Below are 21,396 nucleotides of genomic sequence, written 5' to 3'. Positions count from 1 at the left end.
ATGATTTTATAAGCCCCGTCAGGGCAAGGTTTTAAGAGATGAGTAAAGATATGCTGGTTTGTTCAAATTTAGGTAAAACATATCAGGAAGGTAAGCTGTCAACGACGGTTTTACACGGTGTTGATTTAACCGTGCAGGAAGGTGAACTGTTAGCGATTGTCGGCAGCTCAGGCTCTGGTAAAAGTACTCTGCTGCATCTTTTAGGCGCACTAGATGTTCCCAGTGAAGGTGAGGTTTATTACCAGGGTAAAGATATTCATAAATTATCTGCTGACAAACAGGCTAAATGGCGCAATCAATGCCTTGGTTTTGTCTATCAGTTTCATCATCTGTTATCTGAATTTAACGCGCTGGAAAATGTGGCTATGCCGCTGCTGATTGCCGGGGTTAATATTAAGAAAGCAACAGAAAAAGCGCAGCAGATGTTAAAGCGTGTCGGACTGCAGGAGCGTATGGAACATCGCCCGTCGGAGCTGTCCGGTGGTGAAAGGCAGCGTGTGGCCATTGCACGTGCTTTAATTAACGAGCCGAAACTGGTGCTTGCTGATGAACCTACGGGTAATCTGGATGCTAAAAGTGCGGAAAGTGTTTATCAGCTGATAAAAACACTTAATGAAGAGTTAGGAACAGCCTTTGTGGTGGTCACCCATGATCAGGCACTGGCTAATAAGCTTAATCGTCAGGAGCATATGATCAGCGGCGTTTTACAGGGTAATTCATAATGTTTCGACCATTATCTGTATTTGTCGGTTTGCGTTACAGCCGTGCAAAACACAAAAATAAATTTGTTTCATTTATCTCCATCGCTTCAATACTTGGGATCTCCCTGGGGGTTGCCGTACTGATTATCGGTTTATCGGCGATGAACGGCTTTGAAAAAGCGTTGCGGGATCAGCTTCTGTCGGTTGTTCCTCACGGTGAGCTGGAGATGGTTAGCGGCAGTTTTAAAAATATTGATAAGACTCTGAAACAGGTTAAAGCACATCCGGATGTTGTCAGTGCGGCGCCTTATATCACATTCAGTGCTCTGCTGCAGAAAGATGAGCAGATGAAAGCCCTGCAGCTGCGTGCTGTCAGCCCTGATTCTGAAAGCTCAGTCACCAGTATTGAGCAGTATATTAAGCAGGGGGGCTGGGATCTTTTAGTGCCGGGTGAACAGTCAATTATCCTGGGCAAAAGTGTTGCCAAAAAACTGTCAGTTACTGTTGGCGATTCACTCACTCTATTATTACCGGATAAACAGTCGGGCAGTCGGCTAAAGTCTCCGCGTAAATTAAAATTTAAGCTGGTCGGCCTTTTTGATATGGGCGGGCAGCTGGATAATATGCTCGGCTTTATTCATATTGATGATGCTAAACAGATATTGTCCATGAAAAGCGCTAATGCGGTTGCATTTAAAGTAACAAACCTGCTGGATGCGCAGAAGATATCACGTGATATCGGTTACAGTTTATCTGCTTATTTGTATATTAAAAGCTGGATCACCAGTCAGGGCTCGGTGTATCAGGATATTCAGATGGTTAAATCATTAATGTATATTATTCTGCTGCTGGTGGTGGCTGTTGCCTGTTTTAATATTGTATCGACATTAGTGATGGCGGTTAATGAAAAGCGCTCTGATATCGCCATTCTAAAAACAATGGGCGCTTCTAAGTGGATGCTGCGCGGTATCTTTGTGGTGCAGGGGGCATTTAACGGGGTTGTCGGCTGCCTGCTGGGCGCACTTTGCGGTGTTTATTTAGCCTTGAATTTAACTGCTATTATAAAATATATTGAAAGCCTTACCGGGCATCAGTTTTTATCCGGAGATATCTACTTTATTGATTTTTTACCCTCGCAGCTTGATATCAGTCAGGTAATCAGTGTTACCGCTGTTGCTTTTATAATGAGTGTTCTGTCGACTGTTTATCCTGCATGGCGGGCAAGTAATATTCAGCCGGCAGAGGAGTTAGGTTACAGTCATTAAGTTACAGCCGCGCAGAGAACTTACGGCTCTGCGCTGCTGCTGTTATATTGCGCCTTTATCCGCCAGCAATTGTGCTATTACCTCGGCCATTTGTTGATAACCTGCTGCATTAGGATGAATCAGATCACTGTGCAGACCGGGCCTGCTTAAAACATCTGCCAGCAGATCATTCTCCACAATAATGCCCATCTCATCGGCCACCTGTTGATACTGCTTTAAAGGGGTTAACAGCAGGGTGGTATTAGGCACGGCAATCAGCACCACTTGAATATCTCTATCCTGTGCCATGCTTATCATGGCGCGCAGATTATCTGCCATAAGCGCTAAGTCTGACTTGCGGAGCATATCATTAGCACCGTGGCAGAGCAGCAGTAACTGCGGATCATGCAGCTCCAGCAGCTGTTCTAACCTGGCCAGGCCGTTTTTACTTAATTCTCCGTTAATACCTGCATTAATTACCGGTATGTCGATCAGTCGGCTTAGCTGCGCCGGGTAACTTTTATTCTGCGGCGCACCGTAGCCGAATGTCAGACTATCTCCAAAAGCAAGAATAGGCTGATCGGGATTCAGCTGCTGCATATTAGATGAGTCACTGCAGGAAAAAACAAAAAAAGCAGTGATAAGTAAACATACTGCTGTAAACCTTTTCATAATCATATTTTGTAAACCTTTGCATTATTGAGTCGTGTGATCATTTAGTTGTTATTACTGTAACGTGTCCGTTGTAAACCTTTTTACCACGGCCGTTTTTAAAGCTCTAGTCTAATTAGTTGTAAACGCTCTCACTATGAATTTCATTTAAAATCCTTACTAATCAATCATCTACAGCTGATTGGCGAGCATAAATAAGACGCAAATAAAAGAGCAGGCCGGCTGTATTAAGCTGTGACTGTGAACTTGTTCATAACTTTACAGGGTTGTTGTGACTATTTTTTGAGCTGTATGCTGCTTTGCCCTTTTGCAGTCAAAATCACATTGCATAAATAATCGTCATGTACGACTTTAAATGCAGTTTAATTATTGTGCATGCCGGTTTGTTGAGTATTGATCACTGTAAATTATGTTGCCGGAAATGCCCAGTTAGTTAACACAGCTTAGCATAAAAGGTAGTTGTGCTAGGGCGTAACAAAGGTCCGCGCTTTGTTACGTTAACAGCCGAGCTGGAATGGTTCCAGTTTGACTTAGTGCGATGGATTCTAAAAACGGCAGTTTTTTTGTCAGCTTTTAGGTGTTTGTACTGATCAGCTGAACTGCGGCTGAATGTATGGATAGATTTCATGCGGCACTCAAATTACTACAGCGGACTGCGCTGATCGTGTTAAGCGCATTGGAAAGGGAAATCTAAGATGAAAAAAATACTCTTGATCGGTTTGACGGCAGTATCTGTTACTGCCCAGGCTGACTGGTATTTCCGTGGAACAGCAAATGACTGGGCATCTGCAGCTATGCGGAATGTTTCCGGTAATGAATATCAAACCTGTCAAAGCTTCGGCTCTGATAACCCAAGATTTAAAATTGACCGTTTTGCAGACTGGAGTGAAAGTTATCCGTCAGCAGATTACATAGTTTCTGCTGACCGCAGTTATAATATTTCGTTTATGAGTGATACTCATGCCGTTACCGTTACAGAGGTAAGCACCTGCGGCGTCATTGAACAGGACAGCTGGTATTTTCGCGGAACACCTAATGCGTGGGCAAGTACAGCAATGCTCAGCAGCGATAATATAACTTACTGCAGCGAGCAGAGTTTTGGCTCTGATAATCCGCGTTTTAAGATAGATCATTTTGGTGACTGGTCAGAAAGTTATCCGCAGGGGGATTTCAGCGTTGATGCTGATAAAACCTACCAGGTTTGTATTAATGCCGACAGTAAAGAGATCAGCGCAGTTGAAGTTATTCAGGCTGATACTCAGCCGGCTGTCGTAACTGCAGTTCCTGCCGCCGGTACTTACAGCACTGCGCAGCAGATTACACTGAGCGTAAGTGATAATCAGGACAAGACACCGCAGCTGTACTGCACAACCGATGGTTCAATACCGACAGTCGAGTCGACTAACTGTAATAATCAAAGCTTCAGCGCACAAGATATTAATACAACGGGGGCAGATCTTTTATTAAAAGTATTTACTGTTGATGCTTCTGGTAACAGTGCGCTAAGCAGCTTTGCTTATACAGTCATAGCAGACGGCGCATCTGAAAGTACGCTGCTTTATTACCACAACAGTGCCGGCCATAGCGCTCCTAATATTCACTACTGGGATGTTAACCCTGTTTTAACGCAGACAGTCTGGCCCGGTGAAACGCTCCAGTCTCTGGGTGACGAATGGTATCAGTTTGAGTTTTCTCAGACTATAGATAGTGCGCAGGTTATCTTTAACGGCAGTGCCGGACAGACTGCCGATTTAAGTTTTAATGCGCAGACTCCCTGCTACCAGAATAACAGCTGGGTCAGCATGGATCAGTGTGATGTTGAAGATACTAAGGCACCCGTGCTAAGCGCTGTGCCTGCTGCCGGCAGTTATGAAGAAAGTACGTTAACAATTGAACTCAAGGCTGATGACCGCGATCCTGAGGTGCAGGTTTATTACACACTTGACGGCAGTTTACCGACGGTTAATTCTACCCTGTATGACCAGGCTATTAGTATTACTGATAGTGGAACTGCTGTGGTTGATGCGCTTATCAAAGTAACCGCCGTTGATAATAAAGCGAATCAGTCAGATGTTGTAGAATTCAGCTATCGATTAAATGAAGACAACACCGCGCCTGTGATCAGTGCTAATCCTCCGGCAGGTCATTCAGTGACTCCTGTTGCGGTTACTTTAAATGTTAGTGATAACCGTGACAGCAGCCCTGTATTGTACTTTACCCTTGACGGGAGCCAGGCAACCACTGAAAGCACTCCTTACTATGGTCAAACATTCAATATTAGTGAAAATACGACGATTAATCTTCTGGCTGCTGATAATGCCGGCAACTTGACGGAGCAGTCTTTTACTTACCGTATTGGTGAAGTCAATATTACCCGCTTCGATCCGCGTCAGGAAACCATCTACTTCCTGTTAACAACACGCTGGTTTGACGGTAATGCTGATAATACGGTTGGTGATAACTGGTGTTCCTGGACTGAGGAACGCATGACAGATGATATCAGCGATGACGGTTTTACCGGCCCTGAAGATGTTACCTGGAGAGGGGATTTTGAAGGCCTGGTTAAAAAAATGGATTACATTAAGGCCCTGGGTTTCACTGCTGTGTGGATCACGCCAATTGTACAGAATGCCGGTGATTTAGCGTATCACGGCTACCATGCTTACGACTTTACTAAAGAGGATGAGCGTCTGCTTTCTCCCGGTTATGATTTCCAGCGGGTGATTGACGAAGCACATTCGCGCGATATGAAAGTTTATCTGGATATTGTACTTAACCACACGGGGCGTTTAGGTGTAAAGGGCAAAGCTGAAATCAAATATAACAGCGATCCTAAATTGTTTCCGCTTCCGGATGAATGGGCCGGCTGGGTTTGGGACGAGAGTAAATACCTGAATGGTATTGCTCAGTTCCCGAACGGCTGGGAATATGACGGTTTAACATCACCCGGGACAATTAACGGAGAGCCGATCCCTCCTTACCAGAGGATCCCGAGCCGCCGTCCTTTCACAGCTGCCGACACTGCAGACTACAATCTAGATCAACTTGATGCGCAGGGCATCATGAAGTATCAATGGCCGTCAAATGAATCCTACGTTTATACTATGGATAATTATGAAGGGCGTCCGCTGAGCTACGATGAATATAAAACTTCTAGTCAGTGGTTTCACAGTCAGGGCTTCGGTAGTGAAGATTCCTTTGATGTTTACCCCAATGCAAATCTCAATAATATTCATGAAGATCTGCCTGATTTAAATACAGAGAATCCAGCAGTACGTGATTATCTTGTTGAAGCATACGGCCGTTATATCCGTATGGGGGTTGACGGTTTCCGGGTAGATACCGTTATGCATATCGATAAGAAAACCCTTAACGATATGTACTGGCCGGAGTTTAACCGCATTGCCAAAGAGAGTGAATCTGCCCGCGGTGGTTCTGATTTCTTTATGTTTGGTGAAGTAGCAAACTTTGTGGGTAATATTACCGATAAGACCTCGCTGCTGCGCCAGCAGAACTATACCTGGGACAATAACAACTTTGATGTCAGCAGTGATAATCATAAACTTAACGGCAATGAATACCGCACACCTGACTACAGTGAAATGGCGCCCCATGGTGATGCTGAATACCATTTCTCTGTGATTGATATGGTCTCCCATAACGGCTTTACCAACGGTCACGGCGGCGGTTTTAATGCAGCACTAGGTAATGATTCTGCATATAATGATGCAACATTTTTAACCTGGTATGCGGATTCACATGATTACGGCCCGAATAAAGGTGAAACCCGCTATCAAGGTGATTTTGCTCCGTTATGGTCAATGCTGTTTACCTTCCGCGGTATTCCGATTGTTTATTACGGTTCTGAAATTCGCTTTGCACAAGGTAAACCCAATGACTGGCCCGGCGGCGGCGCTAACGGCGTAAATATGTCACTGCAGAAAACCGGCCGCTCTTACTTTGGTGAGCACCTGCAGGGTGATGTTACGGCTAGTGACTTTGCGGAATACCAGGCAAGCGGTGAAGTGAATAATACCTTGAGTAATGATCTGGCACAGCATCTAATGGGCTTAAACAAAATCCGTCACGCAGTGCCGGCGCTGCAGATGGGCCAGTATAGTGTTGCTGATGCAGACGGCGGCTGGGCACGTTACCGCCGCCGTTATGTCGGTAATGTCGGCGGCGTTGATATCGATTCTTTTGCCCTGGTTGGTGTTGGCCAGTCCAGTTTCAGCTTCAGAAATGTTCTGCCCGGTACCTATATTGATGCCGTAACAGGTAACAGCATTACTACCGACGGCGGCAGTATATCCTTTAATGTGACAACGGGGGGGGATGCCGGTCTGGCTGTTTATGTGCTTGACGGCGCTGTTACCGCAGCACCAGGTAAGATAACCAATAACAGTCCGTTCTTGAATTAAGGGTAATCAGCTAAAACCTCCGCCTCTCTGGTTGGAGGTTTTTTGCAATTGTATTGTCGGAATAGTATTAGAACTAAGAAGAGAAAGCTGACGGGGAAAGTATCACCTTGTCACTATTTGTAACAAGGTGATATAAGGGGTAACGGTTATCTATTAGTCATCTAAAATATTTAATAAGCTTAACAGGTGAATAAACAGATTAAACAGGTTTAAATATAAAGAAACCGTTGCGCGGATGTAGTTGGTTTCACCACCGTGGATAATGCGGCTGGTATCAAAAAGAATGAAACCTGACATAATTAATACTACAACGCTGCTGATAACGACCTGCATGATTGGAATTTGTAAAAAGATGTTAGCAATCATTGCAATAATAACCACAATCATACCTGCCATCAGAAAGCCGCCCATAAAAGAGAAGTCTTTACGTGATGTTAATACATAAGCCGACAGAGCAAAGAATATCAGTGCCGTTGAGCCTAATGCCTGCATAATCAATGAAGCACCGTTTTCCATCGCTAAATAATGGTTAAGCATGTTACCGAGTGAAGCGCCCATTACGCCGGTGAACATAAACACCCAGAAAATACCTTTACTGGAATCGGCGGTTTTAGATACAACAAATAAAAGAGCAAAACCAACCAGCATCAGTACTAGTGACGCCATTGCACCGATATTGAACATAGTTGCGATAGTTGCTGTTAATGCTGAAAAAGTCAGGGTCATGCCGAGTAGAATATAGGTATTTTTAAGTACTTTATTAATCGAAATACCATGACTCTGTGTTTGAGTATTTGTAGTTGGTGAATTCATACGCTCTCCGGATAATCATAAATAGTTATTTCTCATCATAGCATGTGCTTTGTGTATAAAGGCAAACTTTTATTTGCACAATATAAAAAAATGTAAAAATTTATTTAAATACTGGGACTGCCTGCATTATTAGATCTTAATGCGTGTGGTGAATTAAGTTTTTAATTAAAATGAAACAGGTTTAATAAATAAGGAAGTTTATGAAAAAAATACTGCTGTTATTAATTACTTTAATAACTCATGTTTCCGCTGCTGCTGTGGAAAATCAGCACCCTTCAATAACACAGCGAGATGAACTGATTATTGTGATCCCCAAGGATGTGAAGCGGGATTATGCTGTTTTTATGCACGGTCGTGATCCGCTGCAGATCTCAGATTACTGCGGCTCTGGCTCTCGACGTGATGTTGTTGAAGTTGTGTTGATCCAGCAGGCTTTAGCACTGGGAGGTGTAGATGCTTCAATTCGTTTTATTGTGGCTTCTTCCCATGCTCGAATAATCAAACTGGTTCATTCGGGAAAAGCAGTAATGGCAGGAAACTCAATCTGGCGGGATCTCCTTGATGATTCTGATCTGCTTTATGTTTCTGATCCTGTTATTGAAAACGGGCGCTTTGAAGCCGGTTTATATACCATCAGCGAAAATAAAAAGGCGTTAAACGCAAAATCGCTTGCAGACGTCCGCCGCTTAAGAGCTGTTTCAAGCAAAGCATGGAGCGCAGACTGGCAGACTTTAAATGCGATGAAAATGAATTCATTGATCAATACGGTAAAGTGGTCATCAATGGTTAAAATGGTTGCCAAAGGACGTGCAGATTTTTTATTAGCGCCGTTTCAACCCAGTGACGATTTGTCATTTACTCCGGAAGGAGTTCATTTAGTACCCGTGCCCGAGTTAAAGGTCGGTCTGCAGGGCAGTCGTCATTTTGCTGTATCAAAAAGGAATGGTCAGGGTGAAGGGGTGATTAATGCTTTGAATAAGGGCATTAAAATTCTTAAGGAAAAAGGACTGCTTGAAAAAGCTTACACTGACTCCGGTTTTTTTAATAACCAGGTAAAAAGCTGGGATAAGATTATTTAGCGCTGTAAAAATATTTAAGCTGAAAAAAAAGGCGCATTAAGCGCCTTAGTATTTAAATGCTGCTAAAGGCTTATTTAGCGCCTTCGATGATACCAGCAAATTCTTCAATGATTAATGCAGCGCCACCAACTAAACCACCGTCGATATCAGCTTGTGCAAATAATTCTTTTGCACTTGCCGCTTTAACACTGCCGCCGTAAAGAATCTGTACTTTCTCTGCAACAACTTTGCTCTGCTCTGCTAACCAAGAACGGATATGTGCGTGAACTTCTTGAGCCTGCTCAGAAGTTGCAACTTTACCAGTACCGATAGCCCAAACTGGTTCATATGCAATAACACAGTTTTCTAGTGCATCAATACCGGCAACATCGATTACTGCTTTAAGTTGAGTTTCAACAACAGTTGTTGTTACGTTAGTTTCACGCTCTTCAAGCGTTTCACCGATACATAATACAGGCACTAAACCGTGTTTCTGGATAGCTACAAATTTAGCTGCAACAACAGCATCAGTTTCGTTGTGGTATTGACGACGCTCAGAGTGACCAACAAGGCTGTATTTAGCACCGAACTCTTTAACCATTACTGGAGAAGTTTCGCCAGTGTAAGCACCTTCAACATTCGTGCTTACATCTTGAGCACCAAACTCAATGCTGTTAGCAGCAGTTAAGTTAGCAACTTGCTCGATAAAGATAGCTGGTGGACATACAGCAACTTCAACGTTTGCAGCAGCGTCAGCTGCAGCTTCAATGCCTTTGATTAAAGTAGATACAGATTCTTTAGTACCGTTTAATTTCCAGTTACCCATTACAAGAGGTGTTCTCATGGTTTTCTCCATTATATTAATTGAAATTGTTAAAAACTGCGTTGATTATAAATGACTATCTGTTGAAACCTATCTATTTTTTCAACTTACTGTAATTAAATTACAGTAAAAAGCAATAAACTGATCTAAAACAAACCTATGTGAATAAGCGCTGCTCAATAAAAGCGCGCTTTACACAAAAGCCGGTTAAATCAGTTCTTTAATTTCTAATGTCTGATGCTGACTGTAGTACTGCGCTTCAATTGACTCGCTTTGTTCTACGCTATGCTTAATTTCTTCTTTATCAAAAGCGATATCACCACCGTCAATAATGCCGGAATCTTTATTGACTGACTTAAAGTCAAACAGAGTGGTATCGCAAAGGTGTGAAGGAACAACATTCTGCATCGCTGTGAACATCGTCTCTAAACGGCCGGGAAATTTTTCATCCCAGTCGTTGAGCATCTCTTTGGCTATCTGCCTCTGCAGGTTCGGCTGAGAACCGCATAAATTACATGGAATAATCGGATATTGTTTCAGTTGTGCGTACTGCTCTATTTCTTTTTCTTTACAGTAAGCAAGCGGACGGATCACCACATGCTCGCCGTTATCGGAAACAAGTTTTGCCGGCATAGATTTTAGTTTGCCGCCGAAGAACATATTCAGCATCATGGTCGCCAGCATATCATCTCTATGGTGTCCCAGTGCAATCTTAGTTGCACCCAGCTCTTTGGCGGTGCGGTATAAAATGCCGCGGCGTAAGCGTGAGCATAAGCTGCAGGTAGTTTTGCCTTCCGGTATTTTGTCCTGCACTATGCTGTAGGTATCTTCTTCTACAATTTTGTACTCAATATCCAGGCTTTGTAAATATTCCGGCAGTATATGAGCCGGGAATCCCGGCTGTTTCTGATCCAGATTGACAGCAATGATTGAGAAATCAATAGGTGCCGCGGCGCGCAGTTCGATCAGTATATCAAGCATGGTAAAACTGTCCTTACCTCCCGATAAACAAACCATAATGCGGTCGCCGTCTTCTATCATGTTGTAGTCTGCAATTGCCTGGCCGGTTAAACGACGCAAACCTTTATTGAGTTTTTTAATGGTGAACTGTTGTTTTTTTGTAAGTGCGTCTGACATTCTTCAGCCTTGAAATATTTGAGGGCATTTTTTTGAAAGCGCATTGTACAAAAAGATGTTTTGAGATGCAAAGCCCTGCTGCAGAGGCAGGGCGGTAAAAGGGAGTTATAGAGGACTTGGACGTGCAATTAAGAACCCCTGCACACCGTCGATATACATATTTTCTAAGATCTGTTTCTGCTCTAAGTGTTCGATTCCTTCAGCTATAACGCGGCAGTCCATTCGATGAGCAACATCAATGATCATACGTACAAACTGCTGGTTTGCACTGTCGCGTTCGATATTGCTTATTAAGCTTGCATCAATTTTGACAAAATCAGGTTTCAGCTCTTTGAATAATCTAAATGATCCGATTCCTTTACCAAAATTGCAGATTGCTGAGCGGGTGCCGGTCCGTTTGAGCATATCAAAAACACGTTTGCTGGCAACAAGGTTGCAGTCCAGCACCTCTTCCTGCATTTCAAATATTAAAGAGCCTGCTATGTTAGGCTCTCTTAATAACAGTCTTTCAAGCCAGACGATAAAATTACTGTTCTGTATAGCAGAGCCGGTTATATTGATCCCCCAGCGTGTACTGCCGTCGGATTTATGGCGGCACTGGCTGACGACTGTTTCTAATATCAGCTGCTCTAATTTCACGCTCATATCAACACGCTGCGCCATAGCAAAAACGGTTTCGGTGGGGATCATACTGTTGTTCTCACCAAGAAAACGGGTAAATATCTCCTGATAGCCTTTCATATTGCGGTGAATGGCTTGAATCGGCTGGTGCAGCAGCATCAATGCTCTTTTTTCGATAATGCTGTCGATTATATTACGCCAGTGCTGCTGACCGAACTGGTTTTCATCATGATCATGCTGCTCAAACGCCCAGCTGTTAATTCCTTCGGTCTGCGCTTTTGCCAGCGCCATATCGGTACGGGCTAAAACCTGCTCGGGCAGCTGACCGGAAATGATAGAAGAGATGCCGTTGTAGGCAATGCTTTCCAGTTCATTAACATTCTGATACTGATCGAATTTAGATTTTAACTCTTTAGCAATCCTCTGCGCCTCACTTACGTTCATTTCCCGGGCAATCAGCGCAAAGTCCGAGCCGCTGATGCGGAATACTGACACCGCAGAAAAACGGTCGGTGACCTGAGTGATAATATCGGCAATATTCACAATGTAGTCATCACCCTGTTGAAAACCGCGCTGTGAATTAATGGTATTTAATTCACTGGCCCGGATAATGGACAGTATTGCGTGTTTCTGCTCTTCCTCTTCACTGAGTATTTCGGTTAACTCCTTACGAAATGCATGACGGTTATTAAGCCCGGTGAGATTATCCATATTGACCTGACGTGCAAGATCTACAATCTGCTTTTCCTGATTCTGCAGGGCTTTATGGAATAATTTTTTCTGCTGGTGCAGCTGCTCTGATACCTTAACAAAAGGGCTGCCTGGTGACTGCTCATCTGATATTTCATGTACCAGCGAAGTTTCAATACTTTTATACAAACGGTAGTAAACAATATTGATCAGCGAGGCTGAAATGATTAATGCCGTGTAAGTTACAAAGAGAATTTGAGTCAACAGTGTAAAAAGCTGACTGTTATGTACCGTAAACTCGATAAGCTGGCTGCCGCTGCTGGAGATAACCGTCGTCGATGCAACGGGAGATAAAGAAGAAAAGAATCTGCTAAGCTGCGGATCCTCGTGAACCAGAGGTGCAGGTAAGTCGCTATTGCTGACTTTTATAAAATCAAAGACCTGATGCTCGATCAGTTCATTTAACTGTTCAATATTGGTTATTAACGGGCTGTTCTGTAAATTAAGTTCTTTTGCGATTAACTCCTGCTGCTGAGAGAGCAGCGGGTTAAATATTAATTTGACGGCAAAAGTCACAAGAACAGCAAATAGAAGAACAATAAGGTTACTTATCCAAAGACTTTTTTTATAGTCATTCATCGAAAACTCACTCCATGATTTTCATATGTGGTTAATAAATAATCTTTATTAAGCTAATCATAACGTTTTTTTATCTGAATATCTTACATCATAGTAACAAAACCTTTTTTTTAGTAATTAAATACAATGTATTAGCGCTCTTTTCTGTAATGCGGCTGATGGCTCTGCAAAAGCTGTTTGGTAACAGCTGACTGAGGAAAATTATAGATTTTTTCGGTACTGTTATTCTCAACGATCATGCCGTCTTCCATAACAACAATCTGGTCGCTCATATGCCGTACTAAATTCATATTATGAGCAACGAAAATATAACTCACGCCGATCTTTTCCTGTATATTTAATAATAGGTTAACTATTTTAAAACGCAGGGAAATATCTAAGCTTGCTAAAATTTCATCGGCAATTATGATGTCCGGTTTTAAAATCAGTGCGCGTGCAATGGCAACCTGATGCTGCTGTATGCTGGATAACATATTCGGATAAAAATCCAGGTAATCGGGTAATAATCCAACCAGATTTAATGTATTTAAAATCTGCCTTCTACGTTGTTCCATTGTTAAAGGCGTATTCAGTTCCAGCGGCGCCGCCAGTATCCTGCCTATGGTGGCTTTAGGATTAAGTGAGCTGCTCGGATCCTGAAATATCATACGAATTGATGTACACCTTTCCTGCTGTGAAAAAGTCGACAGCGGTTTGTCTTTTACATAAATTTCGCCTGAGCTGGGTTTAATTAATCCGGCAATAATCTGTACCAGCGTACTTTTTCCTGCACCACTTTCGCCGACAAGCGCCAGAGTTTTTCCCCGTTCTAAAGTGAAATTAAGCGGGCCGAGTGTCTTGCGGAAACCTGTAGATGAAAACCGCGCACTGCGTTTGTAGTTTTTACATAAATTACTTACGTTGAGAAGTGTTTGCATGTTTAGTTTCATCTAAAGTTGGAAAGTGACAGCGGATAATATGACCTTTGTAGTTTACTGCATCCGGGTTTTGTACACAGTTTCGTTGTGCTCGCGGACAGCGGGGGCCTAAACGGCAGCCGATCGGCAGTTGATTGGCTGACGGAATATTACCGGGTAATGTATATAACTGGCTTTTATGATCAATTGACTCGTCAAAGTTCAGGATTGTTTTGATCATTGTCTCGGTATAGGGGTGCATCGGACTTTCCATCACCTGTTTATAGCTGCCGGATTCGACAGTCTGGCCGCAGTAAACCAGAGTGATATAGTCCGATAAATCACTAATACTGCCGAAATTATTACTTAATAATAAAATGGCAGTATTGTGCAGCTGATTTAGTTTATACAGCAGACGGAATATCTGCGCCTGAGTAACAGCTTCCATTGCATTGGTCGGTTCATCAGCAATAATCAGTCTCGGGCTGTTGGCAACCGCCATGGCGATCATTATTTTCTGGCAGACACCTTCAGACAGTTCATGCGGGTAACTGTCCAGTACAGCCTTGTCATTTTGAATGCCCACTTTGTGCAGCAGCTCATAAATCCGGCGCATAACGGATTGTTTTTTAGTTGGTTTTACTATGTTTATAAATCGCGATTTTAACGAAGAATGCGGCAGCACCTCTTTAATCTGTGACAGTATCTTACGGCTTGGATCTAAGTAAGATCTGGGATGCTGAAAAATCATGGCTATCTCTTTACCCATAATTTTTCTGCGCTCCGGCGAGGATAGTTTGCTTAAATCAGTACTACCTAAAAACATACGGTCGGCGGTCACTGTCCAGCTTGGGTTGTGCAGTCCTAAAATAGCTTTAGCTATAATACTTTTGCCGGAGCCCGACTCTCCTACTAAACCATGGATTGTGCCGTCTACGATAGTTAATGAAGCTTTATCGATAACGCGTACTTTTCCCTGCGCAGTTGTAATATCAATACTTAGATTACGAATATCAAGCAGCGCCATTATTCTTCCCCTTCAATAACAGAGTGGCGGAGACCTTCGGAAAAAACGTTAAATATGATAATGATCAGAAAGATTGCAATACCAGGAAAAAACACCAGCCAGGGAGACAGATAGATAAGGTCTATGCTGCTGGCGATTAATGAGCCCAGTTCAACGTCGGGCAGCTGGGTACCGAAACCTAAGAACCCTAATGTCGCAATTTCCAGGATTGCCATGGTAAAAATTCGATTTAACAGAGTTACCATAGGTTCAATAATATTAGGGAAAATACCGAAACGCAGCAGCCGGGTATTGGTCGCTCCGTCAAGCTGCAGTGCTATTATGTATTGTTTGCTGAGTTCATTTTCGATAGCAATATAGATACCGCGTATAAACTGCGGCAGCAGCGACAAGGAAACGGCAAGTAAACAGTTTTCATAACTCGGGCCGAACAGAACAATAAGAATAAGCGCAGTCAGCAGGGTCGGGATAGTAAGCAGGGCATCGAGCAGGTGATGTAGAATACTGGCTTTTAAACCTTTGGTTAATACTGCTGTGGCACCGATCAGTGAACCTATTAACGAAATCATGAAAGTGATTAATATGCCCCCGCCGAGGGTCAGCTGCAGACCTTGAATCAAACGAGCTAATGTGTCCCGCCCCAGATCATCGGTTCCTAAAATATGATCTGTGCTGCCGCCTTCAAGCCAGTAAGGCGGTAATAAAAGGTTTTGTGCATATTGTGTTGACGGTTCATGGGTAACAATTAACTCTGCAAACAGAGCAAAAAATATAAGGGTAATTACTCCCCACATAGAAACAATCGCCGCGCTTTTGTTCTTGAAAATAGCCCAGGTATACTGCAGAGGCGACTGGATTTTATCTTCATTGAATTCGTTATTGATCAGCATATAAAGCTTTCCGTTTAGTTGGCGAAATAATCATCAGTAAAATATCGATTAAAATGCTCGATAACAGAATAAAACCGGAAATAATAAGCACAGCAGCAGGCAGGGCAAGGTAGTCGCCTTCTTGAATGCTTGTTAATAACCAGACTCCTGCACCGTCGGATGAAAAGACAATTTCTATGGTCATGGCAAAAGAGATAATGGTGCTTAGCTGCAGGCGGATCTGATGAATAATGGGCGGTAATGCATTTTTCAGAACATGTCGTAAGACAATTTGTTTAGTCGCCAGTCCTTTTGCGTAAGCCGCTTTTATATAATTACTTCTCATTATCATAGTGATTGCATGGCGTGTCAGCCGGATGATCTCTGTGATTAAGAAAAATGACAAAACAACAGCAGGCAGTATCAGGTGGGCGGCACGATCAGCAAAGGCACGCATCTGATATTGATCGGCAGCCAGCAGACTGTCAATTAATACAAAACCGGAAATAACCGGAACTTCAAAAACCGGGCTGATATTGCCGTCGACAGGCAGGCTGATGCCGACAGCATTAGGCAGCATAGTCATAATTATCGCCAGCCAGAAAACCGGAATAGCCAGGCCGATCAGTGCAATTGTCATTATTGTATAATCAATAAACCCGTTGCGCTTGAGACCTGCAAGTATGCCTAATGGAAACGCCACAATGATTGATGTAATACAGGCAACAAAACACAGCTCCAGTGTTGAAGCAAAAGCAGTTAGACCTTTATTCAGCAGTGAGCGCTGGTCTATTGACGAGATTCCCCACCGGCCCTGAAATATATTGGCCATATAATCGATGTACTGCAGAAAGTAATTACGATTATCTATACTGCCGCTGGACCAGTGCTGCAGCATAAATGCGATTATGGTTAAGATAAACGCAGTAATAATAAGTAAATTAAGGCGTCTAAACAGATATTTAAGCATATTACCGGGCTTCTATTTTTCGGACATTTTGAAAATTAATACCAGTTAACGGATTAACTAATAAACCTGAGATATTTTTGTTGAATGCATCCATGCGCAGTACGTGAGCGATTGGAAAATAGGGACGCTGCTCCTGAATTATTTTCTGAAGTTCGTAATAATTCCTGACGCGCTTTATAAAACTCGGCTCTATCAGTGTCGAGTCTAATAATTCTTGTACTTGAGCACTGCACCAGCGGCTGGAGTTACCTTCTAACACAGTAGAATCACAACTAAGCAGGGGCCTGAATAAATTATCAGGATCATTGATATGAATATTAATACCCGTCACATAGGTATCGTAATCACCTGAAAGAAGACGTTTTTCCAGCTCAGCATGGGTCAGGGAAATTATTTCGCTGTCGATTCCGATATCAAACAGATTAGCTTGAATCAACTCAGCTGTCTTATGGAAATTAGGATTGAAAACCGAATTATCCGAGGGGGTCAGGATAGTTAGTTTTTTAGTAAAATCATAACCCCTCTGTTTTAATGAGAGCAGGGAGTCATCCGGCTGGTAGTTAATATGAGTCGATCTTGGATTAAATGCCCATGACCGTTTGGCCAGCAGGGTATCGGTAGCACTGGCACTTTCAAAGAACACGGCATCAACAATGGTTTTCTGGTCGACTGCATGACTTAATGCCTGACGTACCTCAACCTGGTCAAAGGGCTCTCTGCTTGTGTTAAAAGACCATAATGCAATGTTGGCGGTCGGCTGACTGCTGATCACTACATCGGTGTTTTTACTGATTTTACTTAACTGACTTGCCGCCGGGTAGGTAATAACGTCACATTCCCCCGAAAGTAATTTTGTATAACGTTTGGTATTGTTTGGTGTTACGTCATAAATAAGTTTTTTTACTGCGGCCTTTTCTCCCCAGTAAAGATCATGGGCAAGATAGCGTGTCACCCGCGATGACTGGAAGTTTTTAAATTTGTACGGGCCGGTACCTATAGGATAAAAATCTATTTTTTCCGGATGCCCTCTGGACAGCAGACTCTGCGCATATTCCTGTGAATGAATTACGGCATAGTGAGCGGCTAAATTTGCTAATAATGTTGCATCCGGGCTGTTTAATACAAATTTTACCGTGTATTGATCAACTTTTATAATATCGGATACCAGATTGGTAAACGGATGATTAAAAAAGAAGGTGTCTGAAACGCGGTTAACAGAGTGAAAAGGATGATTCTTATTAAGCATTCTGTTAAAACTGAAGATAACGTCATCGGCGTTAAAATAACGCTTAGGAGAGAAGTAATCTGTCTGGTGAAAACTGACATTTCTGCGTAGAAAAAAGGTATAACTTAGTTTGTCTTCGCTTTCCAGCCAGTGGGTTGCCAGATCGGGTATAAAGCGGTTACTGGTCGGATCGATTTTAATTAAACGATTATACAGCTGATGCGTTGTCGCATCCAAAGTTGAAACATCATGGCTGATCTGCGGATTAAAAGACTGCGGACTGTTTTCAGTGCAGTACAGTAAAGTGTCGCTAAGACCAGATTCATTCTGGTAGCAGCCGCCTAACAGCAGTGCGACGGTAAAAACAAATATAATACGCATGGTTAATCACTTATTCCATTAGCTAGCGTGACAAGTAAGTTATCACTTGATATTAGACCAATATTTCAGAGGCTTATTCATAATACAGATCAAGAAAGCGGACCTGGATCGCTATTCATATGCTGTTTTTCAACGATATTCATCACTTTGCGGGTTAATAATAACCCTATGATGCCGAAAACAATACTGCCGGCGGCCTGACCGTATAAAATTCCCGGCGCATCATAATAGAGTGCGCCGATGGTGACAAATGGAATTGTGCCGAAGGTCACTTTGCCTATATTGAGTATTGTTGAATATTTTGCATAACCCAGGTTGTTTAAAAATGCCATTGCCACAAAGGTAATGCCGTTAAAAATGAAGGTGACTGCGATGTACTGACAAAAAATTCTTATAATCTCAGCGGTCTGATTTTCAGCATTGAATATATTTACCACAATATCCTGACCCATAGACAGTATAAGGGAGATCACCAGGGTGTAGCTGATAATGAATTTAATCGACTGATTTAAAACTTCTCTAACCCGGGAAAATTGTAAAGCGCCGTAATTCTGGCCGATAATAGGGCCGACCGCACCGGAAAGTGCAAACATCATAGCAAATGCAACGGGAATCAAACGTCCGATAATCGCCCAGCCGGCGATATATTCAGTGCCGAACTTTGCCACTTCATAGGTAACGTATAAGTTGCCTAAAGGGGTGGCAATTTGAGTTAACATAGCTGGAAAGGCAATATTTGAAATTATTTTTATATCCGGGAAGAAATCAGAAAAACTGAAACGCGTCAGCATCGAATATTTGAAGAATACAAAATAGAAACCAACTGCCAGTACCGTACAGCGGGCCGCAACGGATGCAATGGCCGCCCCCTGCAGATCTAATTTAAAAACAAAGATAAGAACAGGGTCGAGCAGGGCGTTAATAATACCGCCGCCTAAAGTGGCATACATGGCGTGTTTAGCATCACCTAAACTACGCAGGGTTGCCCCCATCTGCATCGCTAAGGCTAAAATCGGCAGGGAGGGTAAGATAATTCTCAGGTAAAGTGCCGCTTCCCTATGCTCCTCTCCCTGAGCACCGAGCGCCGTTAACAGCTCAGGCGCAGACAGCCAGAATAACAGGGCGATAAAACTTGTGAAGATAACTGCATATAAAGATATACAGCTGACCTGGCGGCGGGCCTGGCCTCTATTGTGCTGCCCGATCGATTTTGACACTCTGGCGCTGTTAACAGTAACCAGACCGATACAGACTGCGGTGGTAAAAAAAAGAATGGCGCTGGCATAACCAATAGCCGCGGTTAATGAAGAGCTGCCCAATAAACTGATAAAGTAGATATCGGCCAGATCAACCATAAACAGCGCACTAATGCCCAGGGCATTAGTCGCTGACATGGTCATTACATGGTTAAGTATTGAACCCTGTAAAAATTTTGCTTGTGTCAAACTATTCAGCTGCTGTGCAGTTCAGCGAATTTGTCTAATAACTGCGCTTCACTTTCAACATGGGCAGGATCAACAATAATACAGTTGATCGGGCAGACATCTATGCAGGTTGGTCTTTCATAATAACCGACACATTCGGTGCACTTCGCCGGATCAATTTCGTATATTTCAGCACCAAAGGTGATCGCTTCATTCGGGCATTCCGGATCACACATATCACAATTGATGCAGTTGTCTTTAATTAATAATGCCATATTTATTTACTGTGCGGGTTACGTGTATTAGCACCTGAATTCAGGTTACGCATTAATAAACCATGGTTAAGGTCTATCTCTTTCGGTACCGGCATATAAAGAACATGGCCGGAACCCGGTGCAACATCGACAAGTTCGCCTTTACGTGTCTGCAGCTGCTCTAAGGTAAAATTCAGGTTACCCTGCGGGGTCATTAACTCAAGTTTATCACCGACTAAAAATTTATTTTTAACGGTAACTTCAGCCAGGCCGTTTTCATTTCTGCCGGTCATTTCGCCGACAAACTGCTGCGTATCACTGATTGAATAACCGTAATCATAATTCTGGTATTCATCATGTGTATGACGGCTTAAGAAACCTTCAGTATAACCGCGATGTGCCAGATTTTCTAAGGTGCTCATCAGTTTCGGATCAAAAGGGCGTCCGGCAATGGCATCATCCATCGCTTTACGATAAACCTGAGCAGTACGTGCGCAGTAATAAAAACTTTTGGTACGGCCTTCAATCTTAAGTGACTGTACACCTATTTTTAATAAACGCTCTACATGCTGGACAGCACGCAGATCTTTTGAATTCATAATATAGGTACCGTGCTCATCTTCAAAAGCCGGCATATATTCGTTCGGGCGTCCCTCTTCCTGTAACAGGAACATCTGGTCAGTGGGTTTTCCTTGACCCAGGGTTGAATCCGGGCGTTGAACAGCAACTATATCACCCGTTTCATTTTCTTTGGCTTCATGTGCGTCATATTTCCAGCGGCATGAGTTAGTGCAGGTGCCCTGGTTAGGATCACGTTTGTTAATGTAACCGGACAATAAGCAGCGGCCGGAATAAGCCATGCATAATGCACCGTGAACAAATACTTCTATTTCAATGTCAGGGCAGTGCTGACGAATATCTTCGATTTCATCTAAAGATAACTCACGTGACAGTATCACACGCTCAATACCCTGTTTTTCCCAGAATTTTACACTTGCCCAGTTAACGGCATTAGCCTGAACACTAAGATGTACCGGCATATCAGGAAAAGCTTCACGAACCATCATAATCAAACCAGGGTCCGACATAATCAGCGCATCGGGTTTCAGATCAACAACAGGCTGCATATCGCGGATAAATGTTTTTAATTTTGAATTATGAGGCTGGATATTACATACCACATAAAGTTTTTTACCTTGGGAGTGAGCTTCATCAATACCGATTTTCAGCTTTTCAAGATTAAATTCATTATTACGTACCCGCAGTGAGTAACGAGGCTGACCTGCGTAAACTGCATCTGCGCCGTAGGCAAATGCGTAACGCATATTTTTAAGTGTACCGGCTGGTGAAAGTAGTTCTGGAGTCATTTTATTCTCTTCTGATATCAAGTCAGGGCAATATAAAACCAGTTGTCTGGCTCTGTAGGTATTGCAGGGCGTTGGATTCTACCCGCTTTTATAACAAAGTGGTAGTCCTGTGAGTGCTGTTTTTCAGGGCTAGTTTAAAGTGTTTAAAATCGCCTATATATAGA

The 21,396-nt window shown here is 42.9% G+C and carries 17 protein-coding genes; 4 read left to right on the top strand and 13 right to left on the bottom strand.

Annotated features, from left to right (window positions below; genetic code table 11):
• Window positions 1-38 precede the first annotated feature (38 nt).
• The gene (gene lolD, locus G337_RS0105160; protein WP_028862930.1) at window positions 39-722 is read left to right on the top strand and encodes a lipoprotein-releasing ABC transporter ATP-binding protein LolD; all 684 of its coding nucleotides are present in this window, start codon (window positions 39-41) and stop codon (window positions 720-722) included.
• Window positions 722-1,966 (top strand): lipoprotein-releasing ABC transporter permease subunit LolE, encoded by a 1,245-nt coding sequence (gene lolE / locus G337_RS0105155; RefSeq protein ID WP_028862929.1) that lies wholly within the window; start codon window positions 722-724, stop codon window positions 1,964-1,966. Before lolD ends, lolE begins: the two co-directional genes overlap by 1 nt.
• A gap of 42 nt (window positions 1,967-2,008) precedes the next feature.
• Here the strand turns inward: lolE and G337_RS0105150 are convergent, their stop codons facing one another.
• Complete coding sequence (locus G337_RS0105150) at window positions 2,009-2,617, bottom strand: arylesterase (RefSeq protein ID WP_051302986.1); 609 nt, start codon at window positions 2,615-2,617, stop codon at window positions 2,009-2,011.
• A gap of 695 nt (window positions 2,618-3,312) precedes the next feature.
• On the opposite strand from G337_RS0105150, the gene G337_RS0105145 reads away from it, so the two are divergent.
• On the top strand, window positions 3,313-7,038 hold the full coding sequence (locus tag G337_RS0105145; RefSeq protein ID WP_028862927.1) for an alpha-amylase family glycosyl hydrolase: 3,726 nt from the start codon (window positions 3,313-3,315) through the stop codon (window positions 7,036-7,038).
• Window positions 7,039-7,191: 153 nt separating this feature from the next.
• On the opposite strand, the gene G337_RS0105140 is transcribed toward G337_RS0105145, so the two are convergent.
• Entirely contained in the window at window positions 7,192-7,851 is a 660-nt protein-coding gene (locus G337_RS0105140; RefSeq protein ID WP_028862926.1) for a Bax inhibitor-1/YccA family protein, read from the bottom strand.
• A gap of 200 nt (window positions 7,852-8,051) precedes the next feature.
• Here G337_RS0105140 and G337_RS0105135 point away from each other — a divergent pair, with 200 nt between their 5' ends.
• Complete coding sequence (locus tag G337_RS0105135; protein WP_028862925.1) at window positions 8,052-8,930, top strand: ABC transporter substrate-binding protein; 879 nt, start codon at window positions 8,052-8,054, stop codon at window positions 8,928-8,930.
• Window positions 8,931-9,000: 70 nt separating this feature from the next.
• Here G337_RS0105135 and tpiA read toward each other — a convergent pair whose 3' ends face one another.
• From tpiA to trhP, 11 genes are all read right to left on the bottom strand, one after another.
• On the bottom strand, window positions 9,001-9,753 hold the full coding sequence (tpiA, locus tag G337_RS0105130) for a triose-phosphate isomerase (RefSeq protein WP_028862924.1): 753 nt from the start codon (window positions 9,751-9,753) through the stop codon (window positions 9,001-9,003).
• Window positions 9,754-9,939: 186 nt separating this feature from the next.
• Window positions 9,940-10,869, bottom strand: coding sequence for a tRNA 2-thiocytidine(32) synthetase TtcA (gene ttcA, locus G337_RS0105125; RefSeq protein WP_028862923.1), 930 nt, complete (start codon window positions 10,867-10,869; stop codon window positions 9,940-9,942).
• 105 nt (window positions 10,870-10,974) lie between these two features.
• Window positions 10,975-12,819: an EAL domain-containing protein gene (locus tag G337_RS0105120; RefSeq protein WP_028862922.1), complete on the bottom strand. Its 1,845-nt coding sequence runs from the start codon at window positions 12,817-12,819 to the stop codon at window positions 10,975-10,977.
• Between the two features lie 131 nt (window positions 12,820-12,950).
• Window positions 12,951-13,736: an ATP-binding cassette domain-containing protein gene (locus tag G337_RS0105115; RefSeq protein ID WP_028862921.1), complete on the bottom strand. Its 786-nt coding sequence runs from the start codon at window positions 13,734-13,736 to the stop codon at window positions 12,951-12,953.
• Window positions 13,711-14,742, bottom strand: coding sequence for an oligopeptide/dipeptide ABC transporter ATP-binding protein (locus tag G337_RS0105110; RefSeq protein WP_028862920.1), 1,032 nt, complete (start codon window positions 14,740-14,742; stop codon window positions 13,711-13,713). Before G337_RS0105110 ends, G337_RS0105115 begins: the two co-directional genes overlap by 26 nt.
• Complete coding sequence (locus G337_RS0105105) at window positions 14,742-15,632, bottom strand: ABC transporter permease subunit (protein ID WP_028862919.1); 891 nt, start codon at window positions 15,630-15,632, stop codon at window positions 14,742-14,744. The genes G337_RS0105110 and G337_RS0105105 overlap by 1 nt, the downstream gene beginning before the upstream one ends.
• Window positions 15,619-16,581, bottom strand: a complete 963-nt coding sequence (locus G337_RS0105100) for an ABC transporter permease subunit (RefSeq protein ID WP_028862918.1) — start codon at window positions 16,579-16,581, stop codon at window positions 15,619-15,621. The genes G337_RS0105105 and G337_RS0105100 overlap by 14 nt, the downstream gene beginning before the upstream one ends.
• A 1-nt stretch (window position 16,582) precedes the next feature.
• Window positions 16,583-18,187 (bottom strand): ABC transporter substrate-binding protein, encoded by a 1,605-nt coding sequence (locus G337_RS0105095; protein ID WP_028862917.1) that lies wholly within the window; start codon window positions 18,185-18,187, stop codon window positions 16,583-16,585.
• 89 nt (window positions 18,188-18,276) lie between these two features.
• Window positions 18,277-19,632: an MATE family efflux transporter gene (locus tag G337_RS25660; RefSeq protein ID WP_037027103.1), complete on the bottom strand. Its 1,356-nt coding sequence runs from the start codon at window positions 19,630-19,632 to the stop codon at window positions 18,277-18,279.
• Window positions 19,633-19,637: 5 nt separating this feature from the next.
• Window positions 19,638-19,886, bottom strand: coding sequence for a YfhL family 4Fe-4S dicluster ferredoxin (locus tag G337_RS0105085; RefSeq protein ID WP_028862916.1), 249 nt, complete (start codon window positions 19,884-19,886; stop codon window positions 19,638-19,640).
• A 2-nt stretch (window positions 19,887-19,888) separates the two neighbouring features.
• Window positions 19,889-21,232, bottom strand: coding sequence for a prephenate-dependent tRNA uridine(34) hydroxylase TrhP (trhP, locus tag G337_RS0105080; RefSeq protein ID WP_028862915.1), 1,344 nt, complete (start codon window positions 21,230-21,232; stop codon window positions 19,889-19,891).
• Window positions 21,233-21,396 lie beyond the last annotated feature (164 nt).

Source organism: Psychromonas aquimarina ATCC BAA-1526, from assembly GCF_000428725.1.
GTDB lineage: Bacteria > Pseudomonadota > Gammaproteobacteria > Enterobacterales > Psychromonadaceae > Psychromonas > Psychromonas aquimarina.
The sequence above is the reverse complement of the archived record's forward strand: the minus strand, read 5'-3'. Positions and strand labels throughout refer to the sequence as shown.

Bases quoted from the DNA above. Each gene is read 5' to 3' on its own strand.
- G337_RS0105135 (WP_028862925.1), top strand. From the start codon at position 8,052: ATGAAAAAAATACTGCTGTTATTAATTACTTTAATAACTCATGTTTCC.
- G337_RS0105115 (WP_028862921.1), bottom strand. From the start codon at position 13,736: ATGCAAACACTTCTCAACGTAAGTAATTTATGTAAAAACTACAAACGC.
- G337_RS0105140 (WP_028862926.1), bottom strand. From the start codon at position 7,851: ATGAATTCACCAACTACAAATACTCAAACACAGAGTCATGGTATTTCG.
- trhP (WP_028862915.1), bottom strand. From the start codon at position 21,232: ATGACTCCAGAACTACTTTCACCAGCCGGTACACTTAAAAATATGCGT.
- G337_RS0105145 (WP_028862927.1), top strand. From the start codon at position 3,313: ATGAAAAAAATACTCTTGATCGGTTTGACGGCAGTATCTGTTACTGCC.
- ttcA (WP_028862923.1), bottom strand. From the start codon at position 10,869: ATGTCAGACGCACTTACAAAAAAACAACAGTTCACCATTAAAAAACTC.
- G337_RS0105100 (WP_028862918.1), bottom strand. From the start codon at position 16,581: ATGCTTAAATATCTGTTTAGACGCCTTAATTTACTTATTATTACTGCG.
- G337_RS0105110 (WP_028862920.1), bottom strand. From the start codon at position 14,742: ATGGCGCTGCTTGATATTCGTAATCTAAGTATTGATATTACAACTGCG.
- lolE (WP_028862929.1), top strand. From the start codon at position 722: ATGTTTCGACCATTATCTGTATTTGTCGGTTTGCGTTACAGCCGTGCA.
- lolD (WP_028862930.1), top strand. From the start codon at position 39: ATGAGTAAAGATATGCTGGTTTGTTCAAATTTAGGTAAAACATATCAG.
- tpiA (WP_028862924.1), bottom strand. From the start codon at position 9,753: ATGAGAACACCTCTTGTAATGGGTAACTGGAAATTAAACGGTACTAAA.
- G337_RS0105120 (WP_028862922.1), bottom strand. From the start codon at position 12,819: ATGAATGACTATAAAAAAAGTCTTTGGATAAGTAACCTTATTGTTCTT.
- G337_RS0105105 (WP_028862919.1), bottom strand. From the start codon at position 15,632: ATGCTGATCAATAACGAATTCAATGAAGATAAAATCCAGTCGCCTCTG.
- G337_RS0105095 (WP_028862917.1), bottom strand. From the start codon at position 18,187: ATGCGTATTATATTTGTTTTTACCGTCGCACTGCTGTTAGGCGGCTGC.
- G337_RS0105150 (WP_051302986.1), bottom strand. From the start codon at position 2,617: ATGAAAAGGTTTACAGCAGTATGTTTACTTATCACTGCTTTTTTTGTT.
- G337_RS0105085 (WP_028862916.1), bottom strand. From the start codon at position 19,886: ATGGCATTATTAATTAAAGACAACTGCATCAATTGTGATATGTGTGAT.